The sequence below is a fragment of the Acinetobacter kanungonis genome, assembly GCF_009939195.1.
GTDB lineage: Bacteria > Pseudomonadota > Gammaproteobacteria > Pseudomonadales > Moraxellaceae > Acinetobacter > Acinetobacter kanungonis.
In genome coordinates, this window is record NZ_JAACKC010000002.1 from 267,422 (window position 1) to 288,260 (window position 20,839).

Sequence of the window (20,839 nt, forward strand, 5' to 3'; positions counted from 1 at the left end):
AATGACATGCTAAGAATAAAATGAGGATCGAATCATGCAGTGGATGAAAAAAAGTGCGCTGATCATGTTGTTGAGTAGCAGTTTGATGCTCACGGGTTGTGGTTATAACACCATGCAAGTCAAAGACGAAGCTGTCACCGCAGCTTGGTCGGAAGTGCAAAACCAGTATCAACGTCGTGCCGATTTGGTGCCTAATTTGGTCAATGTAGTGAAGGGTTACGCCAAACACGAAGAGCAAGTCCTGACTGAAGTGACTCAGGCCAGAGCCAATGTCGCGGGTTTAAAAGTTGATAAGGAAGTCTTGGAAGATCCAGCATTGTTCCAGAAATATCAAGAAGCTCAAGGGCAGCTTACAGGTGCGTTGTCACGTTTGATAGCGGTTTCCGAAAACTATCCTGATTTAAAAGCCAATGAACAATTTCGTGATCTACAGGTTCAGCTTGAAGGCACTGAGAATCGGATTGCTGTAGCGCGAAATCGCTATATCACCACAGTACAAGATTACAATGCCTATGTGCGACAGTTCCCGCAGGTGATGACGGCAAAAGTGATTGGCATGCATACTAAACCAAACTTTAGTGCGGAACAAAGTGCGCAGACTGCCCCGAAAGTCTCCTTTTAATTCATCCTAAAGCAGAATAGTCAAATGACTTGTTTGAAAGACGGAATGCAGCGAGCAGTTTTATGGCTGCTGAGTGGTTTCCTGTCTTTGATTTTATGTTCATTCAGTTGGGCAGAGACTAATCAAACAGAAAGTCATACTGAAGATGCCGTTGTGATTGGTAAGATTCTGCAACAAGCTAAAGAAGGGGCTGTGTCTACAGAGATTCAACAACAGGCATCCTCTTCGGTACAAGTTGCGAATGATTTGGCTGATGGGCAAATGCGTAGCTTACCCAGTTTGAATGCACCTGTGATTGATCAAACCAATATTCTTTCAGTACAAGATAAGCAGTCACTCAGCGATCAGATTCTCAAGTTGCATCAGCAAGGCAAAGCTCAAATTGGTGTAATTATTGTACCGACTACAGGACAGGAAGCGATTTTTGATTATGCGATGCGGGTTGCAGAGCAATGGCAGTTGGGCACGGCAAAACGGGATAATGGTTTGCTCATGGTCATCGCGATTAATGATCGTAAAATTCAGATCTTGACGGGCTACGGATTGGAAGGGGTTTTGCCAGATATTGTGGTGGGACAGATCATTCGTAATCAGATCACGCCATATTTTAAACAAGCTGAATATGCACAAGGGATTCAAGCTGGGCTGAGTGAAATCGAGCGAATCTTAAATTTAGACCCTGAAATTGCCCAGCAAGCCGCACAACAATTAAAAGAACAACAAGCACAAGCATTACATGAACAGCAAGCACGTTCTCAACTTTGGACCTATGCCTTAATGATTGTTGTGGTTGGTACTTTTGCTTCCATGATGATTGGCAATCGTCTCAGTGCAGCGACTGCGGGAGTAGCAGGTGTGGTGGCGGGTTTGGTTAGTGGAGTTGGTTTGCTCACCAGCTTATTGGTTGGCTTTGGAATTTTCTTGCTGCTTGTTACATCATTTGCGCAATTGATTTTACAGATCATTGCTTCTGGTGGCGGCGGTTCGGGGCGCGGTTCTGGCGGTGGTTTTGGTGGCGGAGGTGGCTACCGAGGCGGTGGTGGCGGTTTTGGTGGGGGAGGTGCTTCAGGCTCATGGTAACAGTAACAGATTCAACGCAAATAGTCACAACACCGAATGTGCAAGAACATGCCCAACCGAGTTTTAAACGATGGCTTAAGCATAGTTTTTATTTTCAACATACTCGACGTTATTTCAAACCTGCTGATCTACAGAGAATAGCAGCTGCTGTAAAGCAGGCAGAATGTGGTCATGTCGGTGAAATTCAGGTGGTGATTGAAGGGCATTTACCCTGTTTGCAAGCGTATAAACAGAATACACGGAAACGTGCCGAGCAGTTATTTGCTGAACTGGGTGTTTGGGATACGGAATATAATAGTGGTGTGTTGTTGTACTTAAATTTATGCGAACGGCAGGTAGAACTCATATTTGACCGAGGATTGCAGCAAGTCGCTCAGCAAGAAGTTTGGAATTTAATTTGCCAAGATATGGTGCAGCAATTTGGTCAAAAAAATTATTGTGAAGCCGTCATTCAAGCGATCCAAAAAGTAGGGAATATCCTTCAACAATATGATGAAGTTAACGAGAGAGTAAATGTAAATGAGCGTCCTGATGCACCTATCATAATAAATTAAGAGTGCGAACTAAGGCACGGACTCAAAAATTACTTAGTTTTAAACTGACAAAAATTGACACTTATGTATCACTTGTGTCTTTTGTTGAAAGATTTTTGAATAAAATAAATTGAAAAAAAGATGGCTAAGGTGCTGTTTTTTTGTTGAATTTAACTATAATAAATCTTGGCACATTCCGTGCTAATTATAAACAAAGCATACAAAAGCGCTTCTTGCTTTACAAAGCTTAAAAAAAACGAAACAAAAACATTTGTGGAGAATGTTATGAACGCTCAAAAGGGTTTCACTCTTATTGAATTAATGATCGTGGTAGCTATTATCGGTATTTTGGCGGCAATTGCACTGCCTGCATATCAAGATTATACAGCTCGTGCAAAAGTTTCAGAAGTGGTTTTGGCGGCTTCTACATGTCGTACAGCGGTTTCAGAAGCTTCTCAAACAGGTTTCGCAGCAGCTCCAACAGCAGCAGATAGTTTTGGCTGTGGTGAAGGTGGTACTAGTACTTCCCCGATATCTCAATATGTTGAAAGTGTTAGTACTTCGACAGCTGGTGTTATTACAGTTAAGGCGCAGAACATCAGCCAATTAGGAAGTGGTGTGAATGTTACATTTACTCCGTACTCAAATGCCGCAGGTACAACTGCAAGTGTAGCCGCTGATTTCGCTAGTGCAACGATTAAACCAATTAAAGCATGGAAATGTGCTGGTGCAAGTGGTGCTACAGGTATTCAAGCTAAATACTTACCAGCATCTTGCCGTTAATAATTATGGGAAAGCAAAGAGGATTTTAACTCTTTGCTTTTTTATGAAATATATTTACTTAGCTTCGGCATTTTTTTGTTTACTGGCATGGCTGCTACCCAATCATTACCAGCCGTGGTTGTCCTTTTATCAAGATACTAGCATGTTTGTGGCGACATTAATTCTGTCATCAACATTCTTAGTGTATGAAAAAATAAAAATACCTTATATTTCATTTTTTTTATTAATAATAGCATGTATTCCATTTATTCAATATTTATTAAATATTATTTACTATTTAGGAGATGCTATAATAATTTCTGTATATTTATTGGGTTTTTTTTCAGTGTTTGTAGGTGGGTATAATATTGGGGAATTAAAAGATGATAATAAAGAAAAAATAATACAGACATTTATAATTCTAATATTAATTGCTAGTATAATTTCTGTATGGATACAGTTGCATCAGTGGCTGATGTTTTCTGGTAGTATATGGATTGTAGATCTTCCTCCTAATGGACGTCCTTTTGCTAATATGGGACAGCCTAATCAATTAGCTACCCTTATTATTATGGGTGAAATTTCTTTGTTATATCTTTATGAGAAGAGTAAAATAAATTCAGTTGTAGCAATATTTTCAGCATTTTTCCTTTTGTTTGGTGTTGCTTTAACTCAATCTCGTACATCATGGGTGTTTTTGCTTTGTTTTTGTTTATGGTGGATTATAAAAAGTAAATCAATCACTTTACGTTTGCATCCTGCATACTTAGTGTTTTGGATATTTATTTTTTTAAGCTTCTGGATTTACTTACCCTATATATCTAATTTTTTGGGAGTCTCAAATTTACAAACTGTTTCTGATCGAGTTACTACAGGATTAGATCGTCTAGGTCAGTGGAAGCAAATTATCTTAATTATTAAGGAAAGTCCATTTTGGGGATATGGCTGGGGGCAATTAAATGTTGCTCAGTTGACTAATGAAACCAAACTACTTAAATACCCAATTTTTGGATTTAGTCATAATTTACTTTTAGATCTTATAGTTTGGAATGGAATTTTTATAGGCTGTATTTTAATTTCTGTAATTTCGATATTTATTATTAAATTAATTTTTGAGAAAAAAGATAAGGAATCTATTGTTATAATTTCTATGGTCGGGGCTCTTCTTGTTCATAGTTTTTTTGAGTATCCATTTGCTTATGCTTATTTTTTATTTCCGCTTGGTTTTCTTCTTGGTGTTCTCTCTTCAGGAGTTTTTAATTATTTTTATTTAAGTAGAAATTGTTATTTTGTATATCTATCACTTTGTTTAATTTTGTTTGCAATCTTAATAAGTGATTATAAAGAAGTTGAGTCGAAGCATGAATTAATGAGATATGAAAATGCTAAACTTAGAAATGTTGATTTAATAAATGTTGGATCTGATTTTATTTTATTTGACCAATTAAATGACTATATTTGGTTTGTCCGTCAGCCGATTGGATCAACAAAAAATAATATGGAGCTCGAAAGAATGCGAAAAGTGGCCTATCGATTTCCAGATAGGCCTCTAATTTATAAATATTTAAAAATTTTATATGTAAATGGGCGACATTATGAGGCTGCTCATGTATTAAAGTTATATAATGCATTTTATAAGCAGAACTTATCACTAAATGATATAAAAAATAAACTTTAAATTGTAGATAACGGCAATTTTTGTTAAAAATTGACATTTTATTTATATTTTTTAAATTAATTTATTGATTAATATTATTTTTTTATTGGCATATTTTTTGCTTTCCTAAATAGATATAATAAGTTTGGATGTAGATTTAAGATGAAAGGATTTACATTGATTGAGCTTTTAATCGTCGTTGTGATAATTGGTATCCTGAGTGCGATAGCATTTCCATTATATAATGATTATATAATACGCAGTAAAGTGTCTGAAGTAGTAATGGCGACCTCGGTTTGTAGGGGAGCAGTTACGGAAGCTTCGCAATCTGGATTTAAAACTGCGCCCATTACGGGGAATGAATTTAGTTGCGGAGATAATGATGTTTCTAATAAGGTTGCAATTATTACTACTAATCAAAATGGTGTAATTTCGGTACAGGCACGAAATGTTCCTGAGTTGGGTTTACGAGTGAATTTGGAGTTAGTGCCTTATAGTGATGGGACCATGTTGCGACCTTCTATTTCTACAGATTTTGTTTCAGCTACTGCTAAAGAAATAAGGGCATGGAAATGCCAACCTAAACAAGATTCCACAGGTATTGATGAAAAATATTTGCCTTCAAAGTGCAAGAATTGATTTTTAAGAAAAATGAAAGTGTTTATGTCGAAGCGTCTAAGTTTTTTTTTGCGTCACCTGGGAATTTCTGCATTGGTGGGGCTTTTCACAATGTTTATCATTTTTTATATTTGGTATCCTGCGCCATTGGCAAAAGCTGTAGGGGTTACTTATATTTTTTTAATGCTAATCATCGTGGATATATTAGTTGGTCCCATTCTAGGTTTGATTGTGTATAAAAAGGGGAAAAAATCCCTTAAATTTGATTTGATGGTGATTGTTTTAATTCAGTTTTCAGCACTTAGTTATGGGATATATAGTATTGCACAAGGTCGCCCAGTATGGTTAGTTTATGCAGTTGATCGTTTTGAGGTGGTTCGTAATAATGAGATTTTTGATAAAAATATTCAACAAGCGCAAATTCAATTTCAAAATCCATCATGGTTTAAACCCGAATATGTTGCTGTTCAATTTGCTAAAGATTCAAAGCAGCGTAGTGAAGATATGTTTGCAGAAATTTTTTCAGGAATTGCGCTTTCGCAGCATCCAGAATTGTATGTTCCAATAAACCAAGCAAGATCGCAGATACAGCAACGTTCATTGTCTTTGAATTTACTTGATAAATTCAATGCTAAAGGGCGGGTTAAAGAAGTATTGGAAAAATACCCACAAGCAAATGCATATCTCCCGCTTAAAGCAAATGCTGTGGATATGACGGTTTTAATTAATAAGGATACGACTCAGATTATTAAAATTGTCGATCTTCGTCCGTGGAAATAAATTGAAGCGGAAGAAAAAAACGACATTTTGAATTACACTATGCGCAGTTTTGCAACTGTAGCCTCCCATGAAATTTATTCTCTCACTACTTGCCAGTGTGCTGATTGCACTGGCTTGGCTTTTGCCTATTCACTATCGTCCGTGGGTGACCTATACAGGCGAGCTGTTTGCATTTTTATCATTATTTGCGCTCACTGCTATTTTTCTGCAACAAAAGCTTAAGTTGCCTGTGGTGACATTGCCATTTGTGGCTATGGCATTTATACCATTATTGCAATGGATATTTGGGCTAGAGTTTTTCTTTAGTGTTGCTTTGATTTCGAGCCTTTTTGTCTTTGCTTTTTGGTTAAGCATAATGTTGGGGTATAACTTATCATTCACCCAAAAGGATCGAGAGCAAGCCTTTGCATGTTTTAGCTATGTACTGTTGATAGCAGGCTTTATTACAGGCTTAATGGCTATCGCACAGTGGCTCACGATTGAAAATCATATTCCCGGTATTGCAAATTTGCGTAGTAACAGACCTTATGCAAATTTTGCTCAGCCGAATAACATGGCAACCTTCCTCATTCTTTCCTTAATGGCGAGTTTGTATTTATTTGAGAAAAGTAAGCTTAAGGCTTGGATTCTGAGTCTTTGCTCATTAACGATATTAATCGCCTTAGTCTTAAGTCAGTCTAGAACCTCATGGGTGGTCTGTATTCTATTTTTAGCGTATTTCTTCTATCAGCAATATAGAGGATATTTGCATCTAAAATGGTATGCAATGCTGACTTGGGTGGGGTTGTTTATTGCTTTGATTTTAGCAATGCCAGCTTTGGACCACTGGATTGCACAGGCTTCGCACTTGGCAATTGCAGATTCTCCAACGGCAATTGAGCGAGCAAGTACAGGACATTTGCGTCTCGGTATTTGGCAGCAGATGCTCTATGCCATTTCGGATCGTCCATGGTTTGGGTATGGCTGGAACCAGACCAGTGTGGCGCAGGTTTCCGTGAGTGAATATTATCGTATTCCAGAGTGGGTGCGAAGTTCACATAATTTTGTACTGGATTTCTTGGTATGGAATGGTTTGTTGATTGGCGTGCCATTTTTGAGTTATTTAATTTATCTTGGATATCGCCTGATTAGCCGCGTGAACTCTACTGAGTCAGTCATTGGTATTTTGATGATTGTGGCAGTATTGGTGCATGCCTTATTGGAATATCCACAGAACTATGCTTACTTTTTATTGCCTTTAGGTTTTATTGTCGGTCTGGTCTTATCGCAGGATACTCAGCTAAAAGCTTGGACTTTAGCACCTAAATATACGCAGATGATGTTTATTGTTGGTGGCTTACTTCTAGTCCTAATTCATCGTGATTATATGGTGGCTGTGCCGAAACTGGATCAATCCATGCGCTATGAACATTCACCTGAAAAAATCACCAATCATGATCGAATTTATGTTTTGGATGAACTCAGTCGAAGAATTGCATGGATTCGGTTGAATCCAAATACAGTATTGAGCAAAGCGGAGTTACAGCAAATTTATGAGATGGTGCAATGCTATCCAACTAAATATGATCTGTTGAAATATGCACGTGTGCTTGCTTTTAATGGGGATGAGCAAGGAGCACGTCATCAATTATGGTTACTCAAAGAGTTGAAGCATGTTGATGTCAGCTATGAGTCGCTGTTAGCGCCAACGAAGTAAAAGACATAAGCATAAAAAAGCCAGCAACATGCTGGCTTTTTTATTAGATTTGGCTTTGAATATAATTTTCGATACCCACGCTTTCGACTAAATCGAGTTGGGTGGTGAGCCAATCCCAGTACTCTTCTTCTTTCTCTAGAATTTCTTGCACTAAATCACGCGTCACGTAATCTAAGGTTTGCTCAGCCAAGGTGACAGCGGTTTTAATACTTTCAATGTTCTCTTTGACTTTGCGAATATCGCAATTGAGGACTTCTTCTGTGTGTTGACCGATATACAGTTTCCCGAGGTGTTGTAAATTCGGTAAACCTTCTAAAAATAAAATCCGCTCAATAATTTTATCGGCATGCTTCATCTGACGAATAGATTCTTTGTATTCGGCAGAACCCAGTTGTTCAATGCCCCAGTCATTAAACATTCTTGAGTGTAAGAAATATTGGTTAATTGCCGTTAAATGATGATAGAGCACCTGATTTAACTGGTTAATCACATCGCGATTGCCTTTCATAGCATGAACTCCATCCATCAATGCAGATTTAAAATTGTCAGTTAGACCGTGACAGTCTGTTATTTTATAAATCTTAAACAAGAACGTAAGGAAAGGCGAGTGCTTTATTGAACAGCAAATGAAAATCGCAATCAAAAACAATTGGATATTAAACTATAAAAACAAAACCCGCCTAGAGTGTCAGAAGCGGGGAGGAAGAGTGATCGATCAGATCATTACATGAATTATTATGATTATTTGAGGTTAAGCAGCAACAGCGATTCTTGCAGCAATTTCAGCTACTTCGTCGCTAATAATGGCGCGGGCTTCAGGTGCACAACGACCACAGCAAGTGCCAAGATCAAGCATGTCGCGAATTTCACGATAGCTTTCTGCACCGCTGGCAACGGCATCTTTAATATCTTGATCTGTAATACCACGACACAAACATACGTACATTGCTGTAAGCCATACTAGATTAAATACGATAAGTAATATTATTGATAATTGTTATCGTTTGTCAATCAAATTCATTTGAAAAGAGAATTATTATCATTGGGAATTTGAATAAAAAAATACCATCTAAGCGGAAATCTGAGTGTTGCTCAGATTTCGCGAAAGGGGTTAGGTCATTTAGATCTAAATATTTAAAGCGGGGGTGTTGAATGGATGGGATCAATTATTGTGGAATAATCACAATACCATCCATTTCAACCAAAGCACCTTTTGGCAGGCTAGCAACGCCTAATGCGGCACGTGCTGGATAAGGTTGCGCAAAGTATTCGCCCATAATCTGATTCACCAATTGAAAATTAGATAAATCAGTTAAAAAGATATTCAGTTTGGCGATATCGGCCAATGAGCCACCAGCGGCTTCACACACGGCCTTTAAGTTGTCAAATACGCGGCGAATCTGCGCTTCAATGCCTTCAACCAATTCCATACTGTACGGATCTAAACCGATTTGCCCTGAAAGATAAAGTGTTTCACCAACGAGAATGGCTTGTGAATAAGTACCAATAGCAGCAGGGGCATTTTCTGTATGAATGACTTGGCGGGACATCGATTTCTCCTTTTATATCTGAATACATCTTAAAGGATTGTATTCAGATACAGAAGCCCTATCGATTTAATTGATTAACTTGCTATAGAAGCTTCGGTCACACTGAGTGGAATGGCGAGGCGAGTGATGCGCGGGAAACCATAATGCATGCGTAAGTCGCGAATAATCTGGGCAATTTGCTTACGATTGTTGACCACAATATTGACGTAGGTTTTATGGTCATAATTGCGTACCATTTCCACCCCTGTTTTGGCTTTACGACACTGATAGATCAAATCGGAAATTTGTTCATCATCCATTTCCATGTCAATGCACAGATAGGCGGTAAAGCTAACGTCATCAAGGTCTTCAGAAGCCCATTGTAGCGGCATGATATTTTCTGGGTGTAAATGCTGTTCATGCAACAGATTGTGGCAACGTGCTCGATGCACAATCAGGCCACGACGTGAAAGATGTCCTTGAATTGGATCGCCCAGTACAGGGTTACAGCAGTGGGCATATTTAACATCAACGCCCTCAGTGCCTTGAATCAGGCGGTCTGAACTATGCTCTTCAATGGATTGCCCTTGTTGAGCAAATAAATGATTGGCAACCAGTTGCGGTAATAAATCACCCACAGCGATTTGCTGGAACAGGCGATCTTTAGAATCTAAATGACGCCATTGCAATAGATCTAACCAATCATCTTCAGTGAGATCCTGAGTAGAGCGATTAAACAGTCTGAGCGCACGGTTCAGGGCTTGTTCGCCCACCAATTGTTGTTCTTCTACATCTTGATCACGCAAAATGTTTTGAATGGCGCGTCGAGCTTTTTGGGTGTTAATAAAGCTGAGCCAGTCAGGATTTGGCGTGGCAAGTACATCGGTAATAATTTCGATCACTTGTCCGCTGAGAAGAGGGGTTGATAAAGGCTTGGTTTCACCATTAATTTTCGCCCCAACCGCATGGTTGCCTAAGAATAGGCTGGCAGAATAGGCAAAATCCACGGCTGTCGCACCTTGTGGTAATTCGTGTAATTGCCCGTGTGGGGTATAGACCCAAATTTTTTCTTGATGTAGATAATCCAGCAAATCATTAAATGTAGTTTTGGCGCAACTACTATCAATCAGCACATTCAGGTTTTGCATGGAGGCTTGAATGGCAGAGCGGCAAGCTTGCGGTGCACTTTCACCCAGTACCACGCCAAACCGTGCCGCTTTACGCATCAGTTCGGTCTGTAGCGTGAGAGACAGTGTGGTTTTTTCACCTTTAAGGCGCAGCATCAAAGATTGGTTGCCGCCAGGTAGGGGGCGACGAATATGATCTTGATAGGACAAGACTTGGAAATGTTCTTTTAAAATTTCAGCAAGATTATCGCAATCGGCGATACTTTGTAGAATGATTTCAAAGGCATGACTATGGGTTAGTTCTTGTAAATCAATATCATTTTTTACGAAGTGGCGGAGTAGTTCAATGTTGTTGTTTTTCTTTTTAATACGACCGCTAATTTGGTTTTGTTGTAAGAGCGACGTGAGGTTTTTTTCCCAGATGGCCTGATATTCACAGCGTTTCGGCTTGGTTTTGGCTAAGGCTTCTTGAACGTTGTTGAACATGTCTAAATCAAGATTTTGATAACACAAATGTTCAAGATTATCTGCCATCTCGTTCATGCCGACGAGGCGTGCCATTGGGACAAACACATCAAAGGTTTCTTGGGCAATGCGCGCACGTTTGTCTGGGCGTAGTGACTCCAGTGTGGTCATATTATGATAGCGATCGGCTAATTTAATAATAATGACACGTGGGTCTTGTAGGGTGGCTTGTAAAATTTTTCGGAAAGAGGCTGCTTTGTTATATTCTTTGTCGCTGGAATGGCTGAGTTTGGTGACGCCATCGACCAGTTCTGCCACGGTGCGTCCAAATTTTTCGCTAATATCTTCTTTGCTAAAATCGGTGTCTTCAATCACATCATGCAGGAGTGCGGCCATTAAGGTTTCAGCATCTAAGCGCATATGCGCCAAAATACAGCTGACGGCAATCGGATGTAAAATGTAGGGTTCACCACTTTTGCGGGTAATTCCATCATGGGCAATATCGGCATAATCGCAGGCCGCAAGCACTCGTTCGACTTCACTTTCATTGAGATAAGCGTCGATAATCACATTGAGTTGTTGTTTGGCTTGGCTGACTTCTGCGCCTGGCATATAACACCTTTACCTATACCATGAAAAAGCTATTCATCATTTCAGTTTTTAATAAAAAGCAAAGTGCGAAACTTGTCAAATTTTTTGTCGAAAATTCGCAAATCGTCAGTTTATAAAAAATAGAATGGTTTGAGTTAATGTTATAACTGTTCTTGAAGAAATATTAAAGTTCCAAGCATAAAAAAGCCTAGTTAAAAACTAGGCCTTTACATAATTTTTCTAACTTATTGGAAAGAAAAACCATCTAAATTAAGATTGTTTGCAGAAAGTGCAAGATCAAGGCTTGAAGTTTGATAGTCTTGCTCACGTTGCTTCAAAATATCTTTTGAAACGTGACCGACTGCAATTTCACGTAATGCAACCACTGTTGGTTTATCATTGTCCCATTCTACAGTTGGTTCAATACCTTGACGTGCGAGTTGACGCGCACGTTTGCTTGCCACTAGTACAAGCTCAAAGCGGTTGTCTACATGGTCTAAACAATCTTCAACGGTTACGCGTGCCATAAGTGTTCTCGTTTAAATGCTAATGCTGAAACAGACTGTGCAGTATAAAATGCTTTCAGTTGAGACTCAAGTTTTAATCACGATTCAACAGGCGTGATCAGCTTCTGGATGAGATCCTGATGGCGATTGGCTTGCTGGGTAAGCACCAGACGATTTGCAGTAATGACTGATTCCAAATCATGCAGCGCTTTATTAAAGTCATCATTAATAATGACATAGTCAAAATTAACAAACTGCTGCATATCTTCAACAGCACAACTCAAGCGATGTTCAATCACTTCCACGCTGTCTGTGCCACGGTTAGATAAACGTTGGCGTAAATCAAACTGGCTTGGCGGTAAAATAAAAATCTGTTTAGATTCTGGGAAGAGTTTACGCACTTGCTGCGCACCTTGCCAGTCAATCTCAAGTAAAACATCATGTCCTTTGGCCAATTGTTCTTTTACAGTCGCTTGTGCTGTACCGTAATAGTTGCCAAAAACTTCTGCATACTCAATAAACCCGCCTTGTTCAACCAAAGCCAGAAAATCTTCTTTTTGCGTGAAATGGTAATGTACACCATCGAGTTCGCCTGGGCGTTGACCACGAGTAGTATGAGACACAGAAACATGTAGGTTGTTTACACGTTCAAGTAGGGCTTTTACGAGAGATGTTTTGCCAGTTCCTGAGGCAGCAGAAACGACAAACAAGAGACCCGACATGATATTTTTCCTGATATGATAAAATATCTTCTCTATTTTAGAGTAGACGAGCTGTAAACTAAATAGCTAGCTGTATTTTAGTTTGCATAAATTTAGCAACGTATGACGTGCATTTAAGTGAGCAATGAGGGTTTTATGGAAATTGTATTGGCTAATCCGCGTGGTTTTTGTGCAGGGGTAGACCGAGCCATTGCGATTGTAAATCGTGCACTTGAGTGTTTTCAGCCGCCAATTTATGTACGTCATGAAGTAGTACATAATAAATTTGTGGTGGATGACTTACGTCAGCGTGGTGCAATTTTTGTCGATGAACTTGATGAAGTTCCTGATGACAATATTGTGATTTTTAGTGCACATGGCGTATCTAAAGCGGTGCAACAAGAAGCTGAACGCCGTGGTTTAAAAGTTTTCGATGCGACTTGTCCATTGGTGACTAAGGTGCATATTGAAGTGACCAAATATGCGCGTGAAGGTGTAGAAGCGATTCTGATTGGTCATGAAGGGCACCCTGAGGTCGAAGGTACCATGGGGCAGTATGACAAGAAAAATGGCGGTGACATTTATTTGGTTGAGGATGAGGAAGATGTTGCGCAATTAGATGTGCGACACCCTGACAAAGTGGCTTTTGTAACACAAACAACCTTGTCAATTGATGACACGGCCAAAGTGATTGATGCGCTACGAAAAAAATATCCAAATATTCAGGGACCACGTAAAGATGATATCTGCTATGCCACACAAAACCGCCAAGATGCGGTACGTGATTTAGCTGAGCAATGTGATGTGGTGCTGGTTGTTGGTTCTCCAAATTCGTCGAATTCGAATCGTTTGCGTGAGCTGGCAGAGCGTATGGGTAAAGCAGCGTATTTAGTCGATAATGCGGAACAGTTACAACAAGCTTGGTTTAATGAAAACACCAAAATAGGGGTGACAGCAGGCGCTTCTGCACCTGAAATTCTGATTAAGCAAGTGATTCAACGTTTGCAAGATTGGGGGGCGAAAGTACCAGAAGAACTTGCTGGTCGAGAAGAAAATATTACCTTTAGTTTGCCGAAAGAGTTACGTATTCCTGTAACCCAAGCTTAAAGTGATAAATACTTAACATTCTATTTTTATTAATAATTTGACAGGTGATTGGTTTTTGACAATCATCTGTTTTTTTATGCCTTTTATCCAGTTTGTGTTCGTTTTGTAAAAAAAAGAAATATGATTTTAAATAGGGTAAAAGATTAATTGCCTTGGGGGAAGTATGCACAAAAGTCGAGGATTTACCTTAATTGAGTTAATGGTGACGATTACTGTGTTGGCGATTATCGCGATGATGGCAGCGCCTTCTTTGGGATTATTGTTGGAAAAGCAGAGATTTCAGGGAAAAGAAAGAGAATTGCTTTCGGTCTTAGCTCAGACTAAAAGTCAGGCTATTTTGAAACGCACAAATACAACGGTAAATCTTAATTCAACAAGCGCAAATACTGATACAGCAATAAATTGGGACAAAGGCGCTAATATTACTTTAACAATTCAAACGTTATCTTCTAGTCAAACATTGGGTTCCTATTCTGGAACTAGTTTAATTTTTGATAAAAATGGTTTGGTTAGTAGTTTAAGTCAAGATGCTTTAATTAGTTTATGTAACTCAAACTTAAAGAAAAAAAAGCAGTTGGTATTAACTCGATTAGGTGCTGTTTATACCAAACCTGAGGGGGCATGTTGATGAAAATATTAAAAAATCAGGCAGGTGTGGGTATGGTTGAGGTTTTAGTAGCTTTACTAGTGCTTGCAATTGGAGTATTGGGCTACGTGGCTTTACAATTGCGTGCATTGGATGCATCTGCTGAAGCATTAAGTAAATCGCAAGCCATACTCGTAATGCGGGGAATAGCTGAGAATATACGTGCTAATCCTAATGCTTTCTCAAATTACCCTGCTTTAATACAAAGTTATAGTAATTATTCATCTAGTACATCAGAGCCAACATCCTGTCTTAACTCGGCTTGTACAGCACAGCAAATGGCAACCTATGATGCTTATAATGCAGCTAAAAGCGCAGATCAGTATGGAATGAAAATTACCATGGAAAATTGTCCAGGTGTAACCAGTTCTATGAGTTTGCAGCGGAAATGTTTATTTGTTTTTTGGGGTAAGACGCAGCCTAATATTACAACGACTACAACAAATGGGGTAACAACGACTACAGTAGATGCTTCAAACTGTATGTCAAGCTCAGGAACCTATGTAAGCGGCTCATCATGTTTAATGATGGAGGTTTATTAAGATGACTGTGACTTCTAAAAATTTGCAAAAGGGTTTTACCTTGATAGAACTAATGGTTGCTTTAGTTCTAGGATTGATTCTAGTTGCGGCAGCAATTCAGCTTTTTACTGGTGGAATTTTATCTAGTCAATTGCAACAAGCAAATGCTGACATTCAGGAGAGTGGAGTGTTTGGTATGGATTATATGTTGCAAGATATCCGCTTGGCGAATGTGGGTAATACAACGAATTTAGAAATAAATGATCAGACGGCTTATGGAGGTATTGTTCTTACAGGTTCTTCAGCGGTGGACACTACAAATGTAAACTTTGTGCCTAAAATAGGTGCTACAACCTATATCGATTCAGCATTATTAAGCCGAGGTAGTGGTGATAGTGTTTCATCTACTGATAATTATTGGAAAGGATTATCTAACGCCAACAGTACAGCAGGTACAGTTCAGGTCAGTGATCAATTGACGATACAATTTATTGCTCCATATCAGATATTTAATTGTGAGGGAGAGATCGTTTATCCTGGGGATTTGGTCGTACAGCGTTACTTTCTAAGAGTTGATGCAAACGGCACAGGTGCTAGTGATTTAGCGCTGGCTTGTGATGCAAACACTCCCGCAGCCACAGCTACTGCAGTATCAGCCCAACCGGCAGTGATTAATGGGTTGGGAACTGCAGGACAAATTATCATTCCTAGAGTTGATCACTTTCACATACTTTTAAAAGCACGTGATGAGGCTGGAAATTTAAGCTCTTATACTATTCCTCAATATAGGGCTGCAGCAGCTGCTGCTAGAGCGACAACGCCAACGGCGAAAAAGGCGCCAAGAATTTTAGCTGTTCAAGTTTCTGTGCTTATTCGCTCAACGAATAATGCAAAAAATACAGCAGTGGATCCTAGCCAAGCTACTTATGTAATGTTGGATACAACAGTGAAAGCTACAGATACATCAACTCGCTTTTTAAGACGAACGTATAGTTCTACGGTTGCTTTGCGTAATGCAATGGGAGACCGTTTATGAAGCTCTTAACACCGACGTACACTTTGCATCGGCAACAAGGTGCGACATTGATCGTTGTTTTGATTATTTTGCTCATTGTCACTGTTGTTGGAATAATGGCTATTCGTGTTGCCGTTGTTTCCTTGGGAGTGGCGACGAATAGTCAGGTAGGTCAATTAAACTTTCAGTCCTCAGATACACCGCTTTATTTATTGGCAAACACAGATCCAGCGATTTTAACCAATTTTGGCAATGTTGTGGGTGCTAGTCTGCGTGCACATGATAGTAGCCCAGGCGCTGAGTATATTTTTTGTTATAAGCCGACCTCTTCGACCGTGAAATTTTCTCAAACGGTTGATGCTGCCTTAATTCGGGCTGGTTCAGGTAATGATGCAGTTAAAGAGGCTGGTCTAGGTAATGGTTTTTGTACACTTGATACAGATTTTGGTAGTAGCCGTGCTGCAGTGGTTACTCAAGTGGCAGTAAGTATTCCGACAGATGCTAGTAATGAGGCTCCAGGTTCTAATTTACCGCGCGGCATTAATTTAACTGAGGGTGCGCAACTTCCGAAAAGTATGACCTCGACACAACGAATTCGGGTAATTTCCACGGCAATGTTACCAGCGTATTCTTCAACAGCAATATCCACAATTCAGGCAAACTGTTTGAGTGCTGCTCATACTAAAATTAACGATAATCTTTCTGATGCATTGAAAGATAAAGAAACACTTGCGGATTGTTTGAGAACGAATAATGTTCCCTTTAGTGTTCAAGTTCAGGAATTTAATTATCTGAATAAATTGACTGAAGTCACAGCACCGGGCAGTTAAGGAGAAAATCAAATGAATAATAAATTTAAACGGAATAAGCTGTGGCTTGCAGTATGTGCGAGCTCATTAACAATGTCATGGTTAATGGTATCTTCGGTTGTGCGTGCAAGCGATTTACAGATTTATGCAGTACCTGAATCTGGTAAAAAAACGCTGATCATGATGCTAGATACCTCGGGGAGTATGGATGGCTATGATAATTGTCAGACTACTAAAACTTCTCCATATCAGGAAACTGTAACTATTGGAGGTGTGAGTCAAACGATCAGTTACACACGTGATTCTACAAGCTCGGGCTGCTCATCAGGTCGTAGGAAATATACTCGTTTGAGTCGATTGCAAGATGGTATGTTTGCTTTCTTAAATAGTGATAATTCTGAATTGCCACGTACGAGTGTTGGCTTGGGAAATTATTCTGCGAATGGTGATGGTAAAACGGGGCAAATATTAGTACCAGCTGCACCCTTAGGTGTTGTTGGTAGTGAGCAGCGAGCTAAATTAAAAAAAGCGATAGCTAATTTAACCGCTTCAAGTTATACACCTACTGCACATGCCTATGCAGAAGCTGCTGCTTATTTAATGGGAACTTCAACTTACGCTGTCGATAATATTCCTGTAACGGCTTACAAGGAAATCTTTCGGATTGAAAGAACGGGAGGCATTTTTAATAGAAAATATTCCGTGTATGAGTGTAATAATAGTTGGAATAATACTAGTCAAAGTGGTTCTAATTATTTTCAAACTTGTGCGCAATGGAAAACTACTGCTTATCTTAGTAATCTTAGTAGCGAACCTAGTAACTCGATGTTGCCAAGTTATGAGGCAAGGGATAGTGATTATAGTGGTAATCTTAGGTACTATTATACATATCAGGATACTACTTATAGCCAAGTAAATAATACGGGGATTGCAAATTCTAAGATCAAGGATGCCACATATTCAGGAATCGTAGTTGACCGTACAGCTTCAGACGCAACTGCTAGATATTCATCTCCGTTGCCTACTGTAGCTAATCGTCAAAGTTGTGACGGCCAAGGTGTTTATATTCTGTCCGATGGTGAAGCAAACAGATCTAGTAATGAGGAGGCACTTTCTGTTATGAGGGCTTCCTTAACTCCAACGTACGCAAGTACTTTAAATTGTAGTGATAGTTTGGTCGATGCAAATGGCAATACTGCTGCTTCCGCTTTGGGGTGCATGGCTAATTATGCCAAAAAACTATTTAATCCAAGTACCAATCCATCTGGAGTATCAATAAAAACAGCATTTGTGGGGTTTGGTTCTGATATGAATAGTATGACGGAATCATATGTAAAGTCTTCTTGTCAGTTGTCATCACGTGCATATAATGATCCAATCACAAAAACTGCTCCAAATGACAGATGCTCTCCAGGAACGACTTTTGGTGTTCCTGCGCCATCTTCTCAAACTGCTTATGATGGTGGTTATGGTAATGGTGGTTTTTTTATTGCTGATACCGATAATGAAGTTACCCAAAGTGTATTGGAGTTTATTCGTAATTTAGGTTCAGCTCCTCTTGCACCTTTAACTACAGGTGCGATTGCTGTACCGTATGATGCTTTGAATCCAAAGACATTAGATACAACAGGTTATTTACGTGCACTAGAACCGAACCCTGCCAGTACTTCTTTGAGCTGGCGTGGTAATTTAAAAAAATATGAAACTATATTATCTGGTACCAATGCGGGAGCTTTTAGGGATAAGTCAGGTAATCTAGTTTATAACAGTACTGGTGATTTTTCTAAAACGACGAAAGATTACTGGAACTCTGGAACAACCATTGGTGCGACATCATATAGTTATGATGACGGTGGTAATATTGAAATAGGTGGTGTGCGTTGGCATATGCCTGTGCCAATATTAGGTCAAGCTGAAGAGCGAAATGCTAGAAACGAAATTGTTAAATATGCTTATGCGTCATCTGGTGTGGTACGTAACTTTTATACAGATGCTGGTGCATATGATGCAACGTCGACTAATTTAGCAGCATTATCTGGCTCGAGTTCTGGTACAACGCTTTTACAAATCCCGACCTCTCCTTCAGGAGGCTATACTACAGCACCGAACAATAGTGCTTCATATATTCTAAACCAGTTTGCTACTGCAACCACAATCAAAGATTACCCAGTATTATTGAAAAGAAAATTATTAAATTATTTGGGTTTTAACTTAGAGCTTACGACAGATACTTTGCCTACAACATTATCAGTCTCTAATGAGCCATATTTTTCATTGGGTGGGATTGTGCATTCTTATCCAGTACAGCTTACATATTCCGGAACATTAGATGCAAATGGTGATCTAACATCAACAAGAGATCGTTCAATATTATTTGGTACTATGGAAGGAGGGTTACATATTGTAGATGCTTCAAATGGAGATGAGCAGTCGGTCTTTGTTCCTGTGGAGATTTTAAATGATACAGTGAAGTCCAAAGCATTATCTCCAACAGCTACTGATGTAACAGCACCCTCTCATGGGGTGGATGGTGCATGGGTCGCTGATCCAGCATATACAATGACAAGTAGTACCAGCGGTACAACTACTACTACTAAAGTTACTGCAAGTCGAATGAATGTCTATGGTGGTATGCGTATGGGTGGCGGTAGCTACTACGGCTTAGATGCCCTCAATCCGAAGAAGCCGAAACTATTGTTTAGAATTAATAGCAATACTAGTGGTTATGGTGATATGGGGCAATCTTGGTCTAAACCAGTACTTGCAAATGTTCGTTATGGCGGTGTGATTAAGCGGGTGATGATCATTGGTGGGGGGTATGATCAATGTTACGAAAATCCTAATTTTAAATTAGGTGCGACAGGTTTAACTTACCCAAATAGCAGTTGTAATGGTAAATCAACAGCTAAAGGAAATGCTGTATACCTTGTAGATGCATCAAATGGCGATCTAATATGGTCGGCTACTTATGATAGTAGTGCACTTGATACTGATGGGAAGAAATATCTTAAACATAGTATTGTAAGTCGTATTAGTACATTAGACCGCGATGCTGATGGATTAACTGATCATTTATATTTTGGTGATTTGGGTGGGCAAGTATTTCGTATTGATTTAAACAATAATGCTACAGCCGCTTCAGGATTAGGAAAAAGAGTAACTCGACTTGCTAATCTAGCAACGGCAATTACTGATACTGGGTATACGAGTAGCAATACCTATTTAAATGAAAATGCGCCACGCTTTTATGAGCCTGCTACAGTGACTATTCATGATGAAGGGGGGAAAACCTTTATAGTTGTTGGTATCGCATCAGGAGACAGAAGTACACCATTGGATGTTGCTCCAACAATTGGTCGTGAGGGAATGTTACCTACAACAGCTTTGTCTACTAAACCAGTTAATAATGTGTATGGGATCATTGATACCGATTTTTCAATGAGAAATCTTATTACAGGGTCACCAACGCTAACAACTGTAAATAAAACCCTTGCCGATTTAATACGTAATCCTCAGGTGTTGCCATCTGGAACTACGAGTGTCTTAAACCGTTTTATCTTGAATGGGCAAATACAGAAATTTGGCTGGTATCGTTCTTTATCCAGCCTTTATGATGGAACTGAAAAGGCGAATAATGTATTTAGACGTGAAGGTGGCTTAAAAGCCTTTGAAGAGCCTGTAGCTTTAACAAATCACTTATTGGTATCAGTATATGATCCTGAAGGAGATGGTGTTTCTCCAAATGATCCTTGTAATCCACGTATTGTAGGTGAAACAGATTGGCAGAGATTTTGCCTACCATTTGGCGCTTGTTTAAATGCTGATGGAACACTAAATAGCTCATCAGAGTCTAAAACAGGGTTTAAACTAACTAGTAATAATAAAAATAGTAATGTTTTGGGTAGTGGTATTCGAGGAATTTCATTTGTTGCGAAAAGTGAGGGTTCTGGTAGTCCATCGTCAGGAAGTTGTGGGCGTTTAACAATGTCTGGAAATACTGCCGGGACAGGTGAATGGCAATGTACCAGCCATTTTATTCCAACTCAATGGTATGAGCGTTATCGTTAATAGGAC

General features: G+C 39.3%; 20 protein-coding genes. 14 read left to right on the forward strand and 6 right to left on the reverse strand.

Going from position 1 to position 20,839, the window contains the following annotated elements:
* The first annotated feature begins 34 nt into the window (after window positions 1–34).
* From GWK51_RS05410 to GWK51_RS05445, 8 genes are all read left to right on the forward strand, one after another.
* Entirely contained in the window at window positions 35–622 is a 588-nt protein-coding gene (locus GWK51_RS05410; protein WP_161932971.1) for a LemA family protein, read from the forward strand.
* A 45-nt stretch (window positions 623–667) separates the two neighbouring features.
* Window positions 668–1,702, forward strand: a complete 1,035-nt coding sequence (locus tag GWK51_RS05415) for a TPM domain-containing protein (RefSeq protein WP_161932972.1) — start codon at window positions 668–670, stop codon at window positions 1,700–1,702.
* Window positions 1,696–2,256 carry a TPM domain-containing protein gene (locus GWK51_RS05420; protein WP_161932973.1) on the forward strand — a complete coding sequence of 187 codons (561 nt, stop codon included), beginning with the start codon at window positions 1,696–1,698 and terminating at the stop codon, window positions 2,254–2,256. Before GWK51_RS05415 ends, GWK51_RS05420 begins: the two co-directional genes overlap by 7 nt.
* Before the next feature lie 264 nt (window positions 2,257–2,520).
* The gene (locus tag GWK51_RS05425) at window positions 2,521–3,018 is read left to right on the forward strand and encodes a pilin (RefSeq protein WP_161932974.1); all 498 of its coding nucleotides are present in this window, start codon (window positions 2,521–2,523) and stop codon (window positions 3,016–3,018) included.
* Window positions 2,963–4,675 carry a PglL family O-oligosaccharyltransferase gene (locus GWK51_RS05430; protein ID WP_161932975.1) on the forward strand — a complete coding sequence of 571 codons (1,713 nt, stop codon included), beginning with the start codon at window positions 2,963–2,965 and terminating at the stop codon, window positions 4,673–4,675. Before GWK51_RS05425 ends, GWK51_RS05430 begins: the two co-directional genes overlap by 56 nt.
* A 141-nt stretch (window positions 4,676–4,816) precedes the next feature.
* Entirely contained in the window at window positions 4,817–5,293 is a 477-nt protein-coding gene (locus GWK51_RS05435) for a pilin (RefSeq protein ID WP_161932976.1), read from the forward strand.
* A gap of 24 nt (window positions 5,294–5,317) precedes the next feature.
* Window positions 5,318–6,052, forward strand: a complete 735-nt coding sequence (gene tfpZ, locus GWK51_RS05440; RefSeq protein WP_161932977.1) for a TfpX/TfpZ family type IV pilin accessory protein — start codon at window positions 5,318–5,320, stop codon at window positions 6,050–6,052.
* A 67-nt stretch (window positions 6,053–6,119) separates the two neighbouring features.
* Window positions 6,120–7,748 (forward strand): PglL family O-oligosaccharyltransferase, encoded by a 1,629-nt coding sequence (locus tag GWK51_RS05445; protein WP_161932978.1) that lies wholly within the window; start codon window positions 6,120–6,122, stop codon window positions 7,746–7,748.
* Window positions 7,749–7,791: 43 nt separating this feature from the next.
* On the opposite strand, the gene bfr is transcribed toward GWK51_RS05445, so the two are convergent.
* The 6 genes from bfr to gmk all read right to left on the reverse strand — a co-directional run bounded on the left by bfr (window position 7,792) and on the right by gmk (window position 12,688).
* Entirely contained in the window at window positions 7,792–8,256 is a 465-nt protein-coding gene (bfr, locus tag GWK51_RS05450) for a heteropolymeric bacterioferritin subunit Bfr (protein WP_161932979.1), read from the reverse strand.
* A 243-nt stretch (window positions 8,257–8,499) separates the two neighbouring features.
* On the reverse strand, window positions 8,500–8,694 hold the full coding sequence (locus GWK51_RS05455) for a bacterioferritin-associated ferredoxin (protein ID WP_100241912.1): 195 nt from the start codon (window positions 8,692–8,694) through the stop codon (window positions 8,500–8,502).
* 220 nt (window positions 8,695–8,914) lie between these two features.
* Window positions 8,915–9,298 (reverse strand): RidA family protein, encoded by a 384-nt coding sequence (locus GWK51_RS05460; RefSeq protein WP_044739681.1) that lies wholly within the window; start codon window positions 9,296–9,298, stop codon window positions 8,915–8,917.
* 74 nt (window positions 9,299–9,372) lie between these two features.
* Complete coding sequence (locus GWK51_RS05465) at window positions 9,373–11,481, reverse strand: RelA/SpoT family protein (protein WP_161932980.1); 2,109 nt, start codon at window positions 11,479–11,481, stop codon at window positions 9,373–9,375.
* Between the two features lie 224 nt (window positions 11,482–11,705).
* Window positions 11,706–11,987 (reverse strand): DNA-directed RNA polymerase subunit omega, encoded by a 282-nt coding sequence (rpoZ, locus tag GWK51_RS05470; protein WP_086209029.1) that lies wholly within the window; start codon window positions 11,985–11,987, stop codon window positions 11,706–11,708.
* Between the two features lie 77 nt (window positions 11,988–12,064).
* Complete coding sequence (gene gmk / locus GWK51_RS05475; protein WP_100241910.1) at window positions 12,065–12,688, reverse strand: guanylate kinase; 624 nt, start codon at window positions 12,686–12,688, stop codon at window positions 12,065–12,067.
* Between the two features lie 135 nt (window positions 12,689–12,823).
* Between gmk and ispH the strand changes: the two genes are divergently transcribed.
* The 6 genes from ispH (at window position 12,824) to GWK51_RS05505 (ending at window position 20,833) form a co-directional block, all read left to right on the forward strand.
* Window positions 12,824–13,774 (forward strand): 4-hydroxy-3-methylbut-2-enyl diphosphate reductase, encoded by a 951-nt coding sequence (gene ispH, locus GWK51_RS05480; protein WP_161932981.1) that lies wholly within the window; start codon window positions 12,824–12,826, stop codon window positions 13,772–13,774.
* Between the two features lie 163 nt (window positions 13,775–13,937).
* Entirely contained in the window at window positions 13,938–14,402 is a 465-nt protein-coding gene (locus GWK51_RS05485) for a GspH/FimT family pseudopilin (protein ID WP_161932982.1), read from the forward strand.
* Complete coding sequence (gene pilV, locus GWK51_RS05490; protein WP_161932983.1) at window positions 14,396–14,962, forward strand: type IV pilus modification protein PilV; 567 nt, start codon at window positions 14,396–14,398, stop codon at window positions 14,960–14,962. The genes GWK51_RS05485 and pilV overlap by 7 nt, the downstream gene beginning before the upstream one ends.
* A gap of 1 nt (window position 14,963) precedes the next feature.
* The gene (locus tag GWK51_RS05495; RefSeq protein ID WP_161932984.1) at window positions 14,964–15,977 is read left to right on the forward strand and encodes a PilW family protein; all 1,014 of its coding nucleotides are present in this window, start codon (window positions 14,964–14,966) and stop codon (window positions 15,975–15,977) included.
* The gene (locus tag GWK51_RS05500) at window positions 15,974–16,786 is read left to right on the forward strand and encodes a PilX N-terminal domain-containing pilus assembly protein (protein ID WP_161932985.1); all 813 of its coding nucleotides are present in this window, start codon (window positions 15,974–15,976) and stop codon (window positions 16,784–16,786) included. Before GWK51_RS05495 ends, GWK51_RS05500 begins: the two co-directional genes overlap by 4 nt.
* A 12-nt stretch (window positions 16,787–16,798) precedes the next feature.
* Window positions 16,799–20,833 (forward strand): pilus assembly protein, encoded by a 4,035-nt coding sequence (locus tag GWK51_RS05505; protein WP_161932986.1) that lies wholly within the window; start codon window positions 16,799–16,801, stop codon window positions 20,831–20,833.
* The last annotated feature ends 6 nt before the right edge of the window (window positions 20,834–20,839 follow it).